This is a genomic window from Pseudomonas umsongensis, from assembly GCF_012647205.1.
Taxonomy (GTDB): domain Bacteria; phylum Pseudomonadota; class Gammaproteobacteria; order Pseudomonadales; family Pseudomonadaceae; genus Aquipseudomonas; species Aquipseudomonas umsongensis.
The window spans coordinates 4,822,278-4,835,306 of sequence record NZ_CP051487.1; the positions used below are offsets into that span (position 1 = coordinate 4,822,278).

The following is a 13,029-nucleotide window of genomic DNA, read 5'->3' on the forward strand; positions in this document are numbered from 1 at the left end:
ATTGCCCGCACTACATCTGCTTGACCGCTGGCGGATTCCACTTGCCGTTCAAGGCCTCGGACTTCGGACCGTACAAGCGCATGGTCAGGTTGAACGGCCCCTTGGGCGCCGGCAGCCAATTGGCTTCCAGGTCCTTGCCAGGGTTTTCATTCTGGAAATAGATATCGAGCGAGCCGTCAGCGTTGTTCTTGAACGGCATCCAGCTGCTGACCGCGAATCGGTTGAGCTCGTTCCCTACCTGGAAACCTTCAGGGTCGTACAGCGTGATCGACCAGAAGGCATTCACTGGAGGCACTTCATCCTTGGCGAAATGCAGCACGTATTTGTGCGCGCCGTCGAGGGCATTGCCATTTGTATCACCGATATTCAACGGATAGATCGCGTCTTCCGGCAGATTCGCGCCGAGCCCCACCTGCGCCACGATCGCGCGCTTGAGGTAGTAGTTGCCGTAGACACCCATGGTGTCGGTGTTCATCGACCAGCCGTTGACCACCCGTGCGAGGGTAGGCACCTTCCACGCCATCAGTGCTTGCGCGTCCTTGGGCGCAGTCTCCAAGGCAGCTTTTATCTCAGGGTCCAGGGCATCCATGCTGAACGACTTGCCAGGTTCGATGCCGATGCGCTTGATTTGCGCCAGTAGCGGCTGATCGGTGCCGTGGGCCGGATGCACCTTGAGCAGTTCGGCGGCGTAGGCGAAGTAGTCGGCCGCCGACATTGTGTCGACCTGGATTTTCGGCGGGGTCTTCATGTCCACGGCCGGGTCGATCTTGACGCTGACCGGTTCAGCACCTTTGCCCAGCCGAGACAACGGCGTCACGGTGTAGCCGGCCTGGATCTTGTGCACCGCCGCGTAGTCCCCCGCGCCATCGGTCTTGGTTCGCCCGATCACCCAGACAAAAGGCGTCGGCGCCGGCAGATGGTTCAGTCCCGCAGGCACTGTGCCGGTCCATCCCGGAGGGGTCACCAGGAACTGCGCAGCGTCGGTTCCGGTGGTGCGCCAGCCTGGCGAAGCGAATACGTCACTCCACATGTCGAGCATCGGCAGCAAATAGAAGCGTCCGGCTGTGTCTGGCGCAGCGATGACCAGCGGTTCTTTGGTCAGGTCGAGCCAGGCAATGGAGTACAACGTGTCGAAATTCGACCGCACCACCCCTTTGAAATCTGCAGGCGGGTACTCCGGCACACTCACAAACATGTTCATCGGGCCTTTGCCAAACTCCTTGCCCGGTTCAATGTTGGTGAATTGCTTGCGGGTGATGTCCATGGTCAACAGCGGATAAAAGTAAACGTAGGCATCCACGCCAATGGCATGCGCTTCTTCGGCGGTGATTTTCGATTGCGCCTGACTGACCAGCGGAAAGACCGCGCTGGACGCAACAATAAGGGCTATGGAGGACAAAGCTTGGGTTATCGACATAGTGGCGATCGTCCTTGCGATGGGGAGATCTGCCGGGAGTGGCAGAGCTATCGGAACTCTAGACGATCAATTGCACAAGTTCTGACAGGCAGACAATCGGCTACCGGTAGTCGCGCAGCCACGTCAGCGGTCTGATCGCACGAGTGCCTGCGCCCCGCCCTCCACCGACAACGTCGCCGAACGGTTCCTGCCCGAATGCTTGGCCTGATACAGCGCAGCGTCGGCGCGCTGGATGAACACTTCCACGCTATCGCGCCCCGTTGGCACGAACGAATAGCAACCGAGGCTGACGGTCACGTATCCGCAGGGCGATCCCGAATGGCTGATGTTCTTGTCCATTACGCCGCGGCGAATCTGTTCGGCAAGGTTCATGGCGCCCTGGATATCGGTGTCAGGCAGCAACACCGCAAACTCTTCGCCACCGTATCGCACCGCCAGATCGGCTTTGCGATGGCAGCAACTTTTCACGGCACGTGCCACTTCGGCCAGACAGTGATCGCCCACCACATGACCGTAGGTATCGTTGTACCGCTTGAAAAAATCGATATCGAGCATGATCAGGCTCAGCGGGCTTTGTTGGCGGGCACCGCGCCCGAATTCGATATCGAGGGCCCGCTCGAACAACCGGCGATTGGCCAGGCCGGTCAGGCTGTCGTGAGTGGCAATCAGCTCAAGTGCTTGCTGAGCTTGTCGCAAGTCCGCCTCGACCTGCTCACCCACACGCACCTGGCGTATGAACACCCAGCCGATCAGTCCGATGCCCAGCATGACCAGCACGACGATGGCGCTGGAGCGAAATGCCGTGTCATACCAGTCCGCGAGAATCGAGTCCCGCGACGATGCCGCCGAGACCACCAGCGGGTAGGCCTCCAGCTGCCGATAACCATGCAGGCGGACAATCGAATCCATCTCTGAGGCGAACATCGCGTTGCCGGAAGTCGCGCGGGGCAGCAGGTTCTGAAAGATTTCACCCTTGGCCAATGACGTACCGATCTGCGCTTGCACATAGGGCCGACGGGCGAGCAACGTGCCATCGGTCAATGCCAGGAACATCGCGCCGTTGTCGTCGATACTGAAGCCTTTGAAGAACTGCTCGAAGTACGACATCTTGATCCCGGCCAGCAGCACCCCCTGGAACTGACCCTTCCTGTCATTGACCCGCTTGGAGATCGGAATGATCCATTCGCCATTTTCCCGACTACGGATGGCCGGGCCGATGTGCGCCACGGAAGAAATGTTCTGCTGGTGAAACCTGAAGTATTCGCGATCTGCCACGCCGTTGCCGCGAGGCAGTGCTTCAAACGAGGTCACGACCCACTGGCCCTTTTGGTCGAACAACAGGATGCCGTGCAATTGATCCAGCGCCTGCACCCGCCGGACGAAGGTCTTCTGCAAACGTGGACGTTGGGCTGGACCGAATCCGTCGGCCTGAATCCAGTCCACCAGGCTGGTCAGCACCAGATCGGCTTGCATGAAGGTGTCTTCGGCCTGCTGCGCCATGGCCCGCGTCAGGTTCGACGAAGCGACCTGGGCCTGGCTCAGGTCATGGCGCCGGGACTGTTCCAGTTGCAAATAAAGCAAGGCGCACAGGCACAGGCACACCGCGCCGATAAACAACACTGCGGCGTTGCGCAGCGGTATGCGTTTCAAGGCGATGCCTTGGGCGTGATACAACTCATCAAGGCGTGTTGGCAAAAAGCGCTCCCTGAAAGGACAAGGCACGAGCGACACCCCCATGCCTCTGGTTTTGGGCGCCAAGTCTACGATGTTACCCGCGAGAAAAGCGCAGCAGATACCAAATGTTTAACCACCCCCTGGAAACCGTCAGCGACATGACGCAGGACAACTGCCACATCACCATCAAGGAGCTACGATGAGTGTTACACCACGACAGGGAAATGAAATGAGCAAGGCAGACGAGCTGGCCGTAAAACTGAAACAGACCCGCCCCTCCGGCATCGATCAGGCGATCGACAGTTGGCCGGGCCAGGTCTACGAGCTGTATCACCGGATCGAGGCCTGGTTACAGCCATTGACCGAGGCCGGCCTGGTCTTGCGGCGCAACCCCACTCACGTGTTCGAGAGCCACCCGCAGGGCGACACCTTCGACTATGCCATCGACCAGTTGGTGATCACCGGCAATCACCACAGCATCACGCTCGATCCCGTTGCGCGCTTCACGGCGGATGGCGAGGGGCGGGTCGAAATTCACTGCAAAGGCAACGAACTGGCCCTGTTGCGCACCGTGGACGAACACGGCGCAACACATTGGTGGCTACAAGTAATCGAACACGCCGTAGCGCAACCGGATGCGGTCGCACTGACCGAAAACAATCTGCTGTCGGTGGTCCAGGCAGGACTGGAGCTCGGGTGAAGCACCATCACCGCAAAGGTGGAACCCGGATATCCCCGGCGCGGCATCGTGTCTTCACTCCTGTGCCACAAGACGCGAACGCCAGGTCCTTGTCCATGCAGACCCGAACCTCCGACAACTGCGGCCCGTTGCAGATCACCGCAATGCCATCCCCCGGCAACCCCGGATTGCTCTGGCGAAACATCTGCTCAATGTCCCGGGCTGAAAAATAAAGCGTGTTATTCAAGGGTTGCAGTTGCTCGGGAATCCTGACCGCGCCCAAGGCCTTGTCGGAGGCCTCCAGGTAACCGATGGCGCCGAGGCCGCTGCATGTGCCGTGCTTGGCCCATTCGTGCTCGAGCAGCTTGTTGGTCGGGAACAGCATCAAGCCCTTCGCCCGCTCCTCTGGCGAGAGCTTCACCCTCGGCGCGCAGGACTTCGGCCAACCACCCCGGGCGTATTGCGGCCAGAGGCCGTGAAGTACAAAGCCATAGCCTTTGCCGGAACATTGCGCGTCGTCACGATGGGTCAGGCAGTAGGTAGGTGACCAGGACAGCACCAACAGATAGTAGTCGAACACCCCCGCCACGGATTGCGGCCTGGCGCCCCCTGAATCCCGGGCGCTGCTCGGGCCCACGCTGGCGAACGTCAACACGATCAGCGCGACCGCGGCGTAAAGTCTTTTCATCGGCACGTTCCTTCGGGGTGACTTCAGTGCAAATAACACCGACCGACATTGGGCCGGTCAAAAGCCGATACTTTGGCACAGCCACGAACGCGTTCCACCACGAGAGTCATTCGAAATGTTTGATGTCGTGCAGACGAACAATCCGTCAGAGCAACCTGTCGAGCTCTTCCAGGGTCATCCGAGGAATCAATCGCGATGGAATTTTCGAGACGTCGGACAAGTTGTAGACCTGAAAATCCTCGTTGATGACTTGCTTCGACAAGATCTCGAACGACGGCAGGATTCTCGTCTGAAAATGGTCGTCGAGCACGCAGGGAGAAACGAATTTGCCTGGGACTTCATAGAAGCGCCCCGCTGTCGGGTCCAGGTCGACTCCCACCAGGAACACCCGGTTGAATCCCAGGTGATAGGCAAGCTGCAGCGCCAGGTAGGCGACGGTACGCGCGTCAAAAAAACCGCGCTTGAGGTTCTTGCTGAAACCCAGGGTTTTACTCCGCCCCCTGCCTAGCTTGCGGACCCTGACGAGGTCTTTGTCAGCCCTGAAAAAATCACTCCACACCAATCTGGGTGCCCGGCTCAGCAAGTACAGCTTGCCTTGGGGCTTAAGCGAGGTGTGCCAGACATGTTTTTCCCACAGCGCAACCCGCTCGCTGATGCGCATGGCCTCGGTGAACAATTCCGGCTGCTGCTCGGAAAAACCCTGGTCGGTACACACATAAAAGTACGGCTTGATACCTGTACCCGTGAATTTCGAAATGGCACCGTTCATGCTGATCATTGGAACGCCAGCATACTTGTGCAACGGGAAATCCTTGGCCGATTTACCCGACGCCACGATGAACACGGGCCCCTTTTGAATGTTGCGACACTCATCCAGGTCGTGCACCCGAAGCGCCCGGGAAATGAGTGTCGTTTTTTTGTCGGCAACATCCATCGTCAATATCCCTATCCCTATCCCTATTTACTGATCAACTGTGACCCATTTTCATGTCCATGGTTCTCAATGGGTCCCCCCGGCCTGGCTTCTCGACAAGGCGCCAGGGCTACAGCGTGTCTTGACCCGTAACGACCAGTGACGGCTCTGCTCGTTGCAACTCCAGGGCAGGCAACTTGGAAGGCTGGTTCAAGAGTCGAAGCACTGGCGAATCGTAACCGTAAACGTCCGGTTTGAACGTCACCCGTCCGTCGCTATTCAGATCCACTGTCCAATAGGCCAGCAGCACGGGCACCTTGACGGGAAGCTTGATGTTTTGAGTCTTGCCGTTGGCCAGTTGCCTTTGAATACCCGCCGCGTTCCAGCGCACAGGGTCGTTGAACAGCAGTTCAACCAGCTGCAATGGATTCTCCACCCGGATGCAACCGGAGCTGGTGGCACGCATGGATTTGGAGAACAGCTCGCGGTGCGGGGTATCGTGGAGGTAGATCGCATAGTCGTTGGGGAACCGGATCACCACCTGCCCGAGCGAGTTATCCGGGCCGGCGTCCTGGCGCAGGGTGATGCCGCGCGCATTGGACCAGTCGACGGTCGACGGGTCGAGCGTATTGCCTTGCCGATCCAGGGCGCGAATCCGGTTGGCCGCCAGGTAACCCGGATTCTGCTGGATCTTGGGCAACATATCCTTGACGAGAATCGTTGGCGGAACGGTCCAGGTGGGGTTGAAGGTGACGTAGGTGATTTCGGACTGGAACACCGGCGTGCTGCGAAACGGTTTGCCGACCTGCACCCGGGAACGCCAGATCGGCTGACCGTCGCGGTACAGGGCGACCTTGTAGCCAGCGATATCGACGATGACAAAAGTGCCTTGCAGCTTATAGAGCAACCAGCGCGCCCGCTCCATGTTCACCCGCACCTGGTCGATTCGCGCCTCGACCGGTACATTCAGCGCCGCCAGGGTTCCCGCGCCCGCCACGCCATCTGCGCCAAGGTATTGTTCAAGCTGATATTTCTTCACTGCGGCAATGACACTGTCGTCGTAATCGGTACGCTTGGACTTTTGCGGGTCCAGGTACCCGGCGGCCACCAGGCGCGCGCGCAACTGCTTGACAGCAGCATTGTCCATGCCGGGCTTGAGCGACTGCCCTTCGGCGACTTTCGGCCAACCACCGGCATCGCGGACCTTGCGCAATTGCGCAAGGCTCTCGCGCAGGCGGCGATAAACGGCTTCCTGGGGCGGCGCTTGGGCGAACGCACGAGCCACGTCGTGATCATCCAGGGCGGTGAAGAAGGTGTTCATGTCTTCGCGAGGATCGATGCCCTCGGGTTCGAAGTTCCAATGAAAATCCAGGCGTGCCGGGTCAACCTTGCCCCGGCGCAACTGCAGCAACGCCGTGACGTACGTGCGGGTCGCCGCAATATCGAAAGCCGCCCATTGCGCCGGGGTTGGCGCCGTGGCCTGCAACGCCAGTTGCGCCTGGGCCAGCTCGCCGGCCCGATAATCGGCAGGAACCAAGCCATCGGCCTGGGTATCATCCAGGCCCTTGAGCAACTGGCTGACATCTCGCCCGTTCATCCACGCGGCGCGGAAATTGCGGTGCGAATAAAAATCCAGCACCACCCGGGCCACATCCACCCGTTGATGTTTGCGTGAGGTCAGCAGCGGAGGAAATGCCGATTGCAAGGGTTCGAGCTGCGCCTGGATCGCCTGGCCGATTTCGTCATCGGGTGCCGCACCGAGCACACTCACTGACGCCGGAGATACCGGCACGATCGGCGAAGTTTCACCCACAGCAGTGCCGCTGATCAGAAAGACCATAAAAAATACGCGGCTTATGACGAATAACCTTGTTAATTGACCCATGGATAATCCTTAATCGCCTGTAATCAAAGGGCTAGCGTTCAACTCGCTGCTAGACTCGACATATTCCTGATGAGACATTTTTATGGCGCTACATCGCTTTGGCTTCCTGACAGCCCTGTTGCTGACGTCGGCTATCCTTCCATCAGCCTACGCCGATTCGCTCGAAGTCGCGCTGGCCAAAGCTGCTCCAAACGCCAATGCCAAGGTCATTGCCCTGGCGGTTCGCGCAACACAGTGTACCCGTGCCCAAGGTGCAGCACCGGCACAGAGACTAGCAGTGATCGATTATTCCCTGCCTTCTACCGAACAGCGCCTGTGGGTGTTCGACCTGAAAAAACGCAAGCTGCTGTTCCACGAACTGGTTGCCCATGGCCGTAACAGCGGCGAAAACATGGCGACCCAGTTCTCCAACCAGAACGAAAGTTTCGCAACCAGCCTGGGCCTGTACCGTACCCAACAGAGTTATGTCGGCCAGAACGGTTATTCGTTGCGCATGGAAGGCCTGGAGCCTGGCTTCAACGATAACGCTTTCGACCGGGCAATCGTCATTCACGGCGCGCCCTATGTCAGCCCGGTGCTGGCCCGCGCCAACGGCCGGATCGGCAGGAGCCTCGGCTGCCCGGCGGTCAGGCCGGCCATCGCTCACCGCCTGATCGACTCGATGAAAGATGGGCAGCTGTTGTTTTCCTACTACCCGGACCAGCGCTGGCTGAAATCCTCTTCTTACATCAATTGCGGCAGCGGCACGGTGGCCTCGTCGGACAAGGTCACGTCACGCCAGTAAACCGACTGCTGAAGCGGGTATCTACTAAAGGCGGACATTGCATCACGGAAATTGCGTCACCTACACGCTTATAATCCGCTCGTTCGCCCGCATTCGAGACCGGTATGACCGCTATCCATATCAAGTTCCCCTCCCTGACCCTCAAGGCCGGCGCCAGGGCGCTGGCGCGCATTCGCGAGCGTGGCTTGAGCGCTGCGGATGTTGGCACGCTACCCGGCGCGGCTGGCGGGCCCAAAGCCCTGGGGATTCAGGGGCTGGACCTGGCATTGTTCGGCGAATGGCTGCCGGCGGCACCGCGCGAGCGCTCGTTGATCGGCGCATCGGTGGGCTCGTGGCGCTTTGCCAGCGCCTGCCTGCCGGATGCTGCCGAAGGCTTGCGGCGCCTTGGCCACCTCTATACCGAACAAAACTTCGCCAAAGGCGTAACCATGGCGCAGATCAGCCAAAGCTCGCGGCGCATGCTCGATGATCTGCTCGATGGTCGTGACGCGACCCTGCTCGACAACCCCTACTATCGCTTGAACATCATGGTAGTCAAAAGTCACGGCTTGCTCGCGGACGACCACCGTGGCCGCCTGGGATTGGGCTTGTCGTCGGTGATCGCCGATAACCTGCGCGGTCGTGCGCGGCTGGCCCGGCACTTCGAACGGCTGATCATCCACGACCCGCGCCTGGCACCACCGGTTAACGCGCTGAACGACTTCCCGTCGCGCTTCGTCGCACTGGACACCTCCAATCTACGCCAGGCCCTGCTGGCCTCGGGTTCGATCCCGATGGTGATGGAAGGCGTTCGCCACCTGCCAGGCGCTGGTGCGGGCACGTTCCGCGATGGCGGCCTGCTGGACTATCACCTGGACCTGCCCTACAGCGGCAATGACATCGTGCTGTATCCGCACTTCACCGACCGGGTGATTCCCGGTTGGTTCGACAAGACCTTGCCGTGGCGCCGCGCCTGCCCTGCGCGCTTGCAGGATGTGGTGTTGCTGGCACCATCGAAGGAATACCTGGCGCGCCTGCCTTATGGCAAATTGCCGGATCGTAATGACTTCAAGCGCTTCATGGGCGACGCCCCGAGCCGCCAGAAATACTGGCGCACGACGATGGAGGAAAGCCGCCGCCTGGGCGACGAGTTTCTCGAACTGACGGCCAACGGTCATCTCGCCGAACGCTTGCTGACCCTTTAGTCAGGACAAGCTGTTAAACTCGCCATCTGCCCACATCGCCGCGGCGATCGCCACCTGAACAGAGCTGAAACCACTGTGGAAATCTTCAAAGAATTTACCTTCGAATCCGCCCACCGCCTGCCTCACGTCCCGGACGGCCACAAGTGCGGCCGCCTGCACGGTCACTCGTTCAAAGTGGCGATTCACCTCAGTGGCGACCTCGACCCGCATACTGGCTGGATTCGTGATTTCTCGGAAATCAAGGCGATCTTCAAGCCGTTGTACGAGCGTCTGGACCACAACTACCTGAACGATATTCCTGGCCTGGAGAATCCGACCAGTGAAGTGCTGGCCAAATTCATCTGGGCTGAACTCAAGCCGCTGCTGCCGGAATTGAGCGCCATCCGGATTCACGAGACCTGCACCAGTGGGTGCATCTATCGCGGCGAGTGAGCCATTCGATCAAAAAAACCACCGAGACCGGTGGTTTTTTTATGCCTATGCTTTGCCCTTGCATCCGCCAAGAGGACACGCAAATGACTGACTGGCCGCTGGCTCAAAGCTATCGTTTCAATGGGCATAACGTTCGCTACGCCGTGCGCGGCGATGGACCGCCGCTGGTGTTCGTGCACGGCACGCCCTTCTCTTCGTTTGTCTGGCATCGGATTGCGCCGCACTTCATCGCCACCCACCGGGTGTACTACTTCGACTTGCTGGGCTACGGGCAATCGGAAAAGGTCGATGGCGATGTTTCCCTGGGAGTACAAAACCAACTGTTGGCCCAATTGCTGGAACACTGGGGCCTGGACCGCCCGGATGTGGTGGCCCACGACTTTGGCGGGGCAACCGCCCTGCGCAGCCATTTGCTCAACGGCAAGGATTACCGCAGCCTGACATTGATCGATCCGGTGGCGCTAACGCCCTGGGGGTCGCCGTTCGTGCAGCATGTCCGTCAGTACGAAGCCGCTTTCAGTGGTGTGCCGGACTATATCCAGCGAGCCATCGTGGCGGCTTATATTCGCGGGGCAATCAAGCGAGACATCCCGGATGATGAACTCGCACCCTACGTGCAACCGTGGTTGGGTGATCCTGGGCAAGCGGGATTCTATCGGCAGATCGCGCAAATGGACGAACGCTACACCCGCGAGGCCGAGGGGCTGTACCCGACGATTCGCTGCCCAGTGCAGATTCTCTGGGGAAAGGACGACCAATGGATTCCCATCGATCGCGGGCGTGCCTTGCAGCAGATGATACCTGGAGCGCAGTTTCATGCGGTGGCCAACGCCGGGCATCTGGTGCAGGAGGATGCGCCTGAAGCCGTTGTCGCTGCGCTGATGCGTTTTTTGCCGCTGGATATGACGGCCTGACAGTAGAGAGTGTACATCCGCGAAAAGACCACTGGCGGCATTCGCCGCTGCCGAGCTAACGTAGAGCTATTGTCCAAACGGTTCTCTGAAAGGATCTGCCCGATGCACATCATCAACGCCCGGCTGCGCAACCAGGAAGGCCTGCATGAGCTGCACCTGGAAAACGGCCTGATCAGCAACATCGCCCGGCAGACCGAAGCGCCGACCCTGGGCCCCGACGATCTGGACGCCGGTGGCAACCTGGTGGTGCCGCCCTTCGTCGAGCCGCACATCCACCTCGACGCCACCCTGACCGCTGGCGAGCCGCGCTGGAACATGAGCGGCACGCTGTTCGAAGGCATTGAGTGCTGGGGTGAGCGCAAGGTCACCATCACCGAAGAAGACACCAGGGTCCGCGCCAGGAAAACCCTCCAGGCTCTTGCCGCCCATGGTATCCAGCACGTGCGCACCCACGTCGACGTCACCGACCCGCAGCTCACGGCGCTCAAGGCCATGCTCGAGGTGCGCGAAGAAAGCCGGCATCTGGTCGACATGCAGATCGTCGCATTCCCCCAGGAAGGTATCGAGTCATACCGCAATGGCCGCGAGCTGATGGAAGAAGCCATCCGCATGGGTGCCGACGTGGTAGGCGGCATTCCGCACTTCGAGTACACCCGCGACCAGGGCGTCAGCTCGGTGAAGTTCCTCATGGACCTGGCCGAGCGCACGGGCTGCCTGGTGGACGTGCATTGCGATGAAACCGACGACCCGCAGTCACGCTTCCTTGAAGTGCTGGCCGAAGAAGCCCGCAGCCGCGACATGGGCTCGCGGGTCACCGCCAGCCATACCACGGCCATGGGCTCGTACGACAACGCCTACTGCGCCAAGCTGTTTCGCCTGCTTGGGCACGCAGGGATCAGCTTTGTCTCCTGCCCTACCGAAAGCATTCACCTGCAAGGACGTTTCGACAATTTCCCGAAACGCCGGGGCGTGACCCGGGTCAACGAACTGCTGGAAGCCGGCATGAACGTATGTTTCGGCCAGGACTCGATCGTCGACCCCTGGTACCCGCTGGGCAACGGTAACATCCTGCGGGTGCTCGACGCCGGCCTGCATATCTGCCACATGCTCGGGTATCGCAACCTGCAAAACGCCCTGGACCTGGTCACCGTCAACAGCGCCAAGGCCATGGCCCTGGGTGAGCGCTACGGGCTCGAACCCGGACGGCCGGCGAATCTGCTGATCCTCTCGGCGGAAAGCGATTACGAGGTGATCCGCAGCCAGGGCTTGCCGCTGTATTCGGTACGCGGCGGCAAGGTATTGATGAAGCGCACGATGCCGGTGGTGGAGTTCTCCAGCGAGCAGATCTGAAGGTTGCTGTGATTGGACTGACCCCTTCGCGAGCAGGCTCGCTCCCACAGTTTTGTGAACGACAAAAAACTACTGTGGGAGCGAGCCTGCTCGCGAAGGCGATCTCAAATTCACCTCACTAATCGAGCCGTACCAAACAGGCTGACCCGACTCAGCTCCCCCTGCTCCTCTTCCAGCAAAATCGGCGCCGTACCACCCGGCATTACCACTTTCACCTCGCCGGCACTCACCCAACCTACCCGCCACGCCGCACACGCCACCGCCGACGCACTCGTCCCCGAGGACGCCGTCGGCCCTTCCCCGCGCTCGAACACCCGCGCGACAACATGACCTTCGGACTCACGCATCGCCCATTGCAGATTAATCCCTGCCGGACAGGGTTTACCTGCACCTGCAGGCATCGCATAGGCGATCCGCATCAGTCCCTCGGCCAATGGCGATTGCCTCATCTGCTCATTGCCCGGCAAGGCCTCGGCACTGTCCACCAGCGTCACGCAATGCGGATTGCCGACCCTGGCAAACTGACTGCGCGACCAGGCGCCATTAAGTGCTGACAACTGACGCACGTGGCTGAGCTCACGGCCGTTCAACTGCACAGCTTCAACGTCAACGGCACTGACCGCCGATGGCCCGAAGCCAGGCTGGCCCAGGTCTAGCCAGAAACCCTGCGCACCCTCGACTTGCGCGGCTTTCACCGATGTTTGCCCCGGCGAGGGTGTGTCGGATTTGTCGTGATGTACCCTGAGTACGCAGGCTTCATCGCTCGGAAACAGTCCCTGATCGCTCAACGCCTGGGAAAAAATCGTCAGCCCGTTGCCGCTGCGCTCGGCCAGTGTGCCGTCGGTGTTGACGATCAACAGGTCAAAGGGCGGCGATGACTGAAACGGCCCGACCAGCAAACCGTCGCTGCAATGATCCTTGCTGCCCGGCGGTTGCGTGCCGGGCGCCCAGGCACAGCACGCTTCGATGGCGGCCAGCGCCCAGTCTTCGCGAGTTTGAGCGGCGCGGTCTGCCTGATCGGGCACGTCGATGCCCTGCTGGCGCAGCGCCTCGGGCGCCACCACGTTGTAGATATTGCCCCGTGCATCGTACATCCGCGCCATGGCGCC

General features: G+C 60.2%; 12 protein-coding genes. 6 read left to right on the forward strand and 6 right to left on the reverse strand.

Going from position 1 to position 13,029, the window contains the following annotated elements:
- Positions 1 to 10: 10 nt before the first annotated feature.
- Positions 11 to 1,417: a DUF1254 domain-containing protein gene (locus HGP31_RS21785; RefSeq protein WP_168758633.1), complete on the reverse strand. Its 1,407-nt coding sequence runs from the start codon at positions 1,415 to 1,417 to the stop codon at positions 11 to 13.
- Positions 1,418 to 1,540: 123 nt separating this feature from the next.
- Positions 1,541 to 3,112 carry a sensor domain-containing diguanylate cyclase gene (locus tag HGP31_RS21790; protein ID WP_168758635.1) on the reverse strand — a complete coding sequence of 524 codons (1,572 nt, stop codon included), beginning with the start codon at positions 3,110 to 3,112 and terminating at the stop codon, positions 1,541 to 1,543.
- A gap of 208 nt (positions 3,113 to 3,320) precedes the next feature.
- Here HGP31_RS21790 and HGP31_RS21795 point away from each other — a divergent pair, with 208 nt between their 5' ends.
- Positions 3,321 to 3,791 carry a hypothetical protein gene (locus HGP31_RS21795; protein WP_168758636.1) on the forward strand — a complete coding sequence of 157 codons (471 nt, stop codon included), beginning with the start codon at positions 3,321 to 3,323 and terminating at the stop codon, positions 3,789 to 3,791.
- 7 nt (positions 3,792 to 3,798) lie between these two features.
- On the opposite strand, the gene HGP31_RS21800 is transcribed toward HGP31_RS21795, so the two are convergent.
- The 3 genes from HGP31_RS21800 to HGP31_RS21810 form a co-directional block, all read right to left on the reverse strand.
- Positions 3,799 to 4,458 carry a ribonuclease T2 family protein gene (locus HGP31_RS21800; RefSeq protein ID WP_020795523.1) on the reverse strand — a complete coding sequence of 220 codons (660 nt, stop codon included), beginning with the start codon at positions 4,456 to 4,458 and terminating at the stop codon, positions 3,799 to 3,801.
- Positions 4,459 to 4,603: 145 nt separating this feature from the next.
- Entirely contained in the window at positions 4,604 to 5,392 is a 789-nt protein-coding gene (locus HGP31_RS21805) for a 6-hydroxymethylpterin diphosphokinase MptE-like protein (protein WP_020795524.1), read from the reverse strand.
- 109 nt (positions 5,393 to 5,501) lie between these two features.
- A complete protein-coding gene (locus HGP31_RS21810; protein WP_168758637.1) occupies positions 5,502 to 7,256 on the reverse strand; it encodes a L,D-transpeptidase family protein in 1,755 nt (584 codons plus the stop codon).
- Positions 7,257 to 7,338: 82 nt separating this feature from the next.
- On the opposite strand from HGP31_RS21810, the gene HGP31_RS21815 reads away from it, so the two are divergent.
- The 5 genes from HGP31_RS21815 (at position 7,339) to codA (ending at position 11,920) form a co-directional block, all read left to right on the forward strand.
- Positions 7,339 to 8,040: a murein L,D-transpeptidase catalytic domain family protein gene (locus tag HGP31_RS21815; RefSeq protein ID WP_020795526.1), complete on the forward strand. Its 702-nt coding sequence runs from the start codon at positions 7,339 to 7,341 to the stop codon at positions 8,038 to 8,040.
- 104 nt (positions 8,041 to 8,144) lie between these two features.
- Positions 8,145 to 9,224, forward strand: a complete 1,080-nt coding sequence (locus tag HGP31_RS21820; protein ID WP_020795527.1) for a hypothetical protein — start codon at positions 8,145 to 8,147, stop codon at positions 9,222 to 9,224.
- 75 nt (positions 9,225 to 9,299) lie between these two features.
- Positions 9,300 to 9,656: a 6-carboxytetrahydropterin synthase QueD gene (queD, locus tag HGP31_RS21825; protein ID WP_008056290.1), complete on the forward strand. Its 357-nt coding sequence runs from the start codon at positions 9,300 to 9,302 to the stop codon at positions 9,654 to 9,656.
- Between the two features lie 83 nt (positions 9,657 to 9,739).
- Positions 9,740 to 10,570, forward strand: a complete 831-nt coding sequence (locus HGP31_RS21830) for an alpha/beta fold hydrolase (protein ID WP_033044160.1) — start codon at positions 9,740 to 9,742, stop codon at positions 10,568 to 10,570.
- A gap of 102 nt (positions 10,571 to 10,672) precedes the next feature.
- On the forward strand, positions 10,673 to 11,920 hold the full coding sequence (gene codA, locus HGP31_RS21835; protein WP_168758638.1) for a cytosine deaminase: 1,248 nt from the start codon (positions 10,673 to 10,675) through the stop codon (positions 11,918 to 11,920).
- Positions 11,921 to 12,030: 110 nt separating this feature from the next.
- Here the strand turns inward: codA and HGP31_RS21840 are convergent, their stop codons facing one another.
- Entirely contained in the window at positions 12,031 to 13,023 is a 993-nt protein-coding gene (locus HGP31_RS21840) for a diaminopimelate epimerase (protein WP_042955215.1), read from the reverse strand.
- Positions 13,024 to 13,029: the final 6 nt, after the last annotated feature.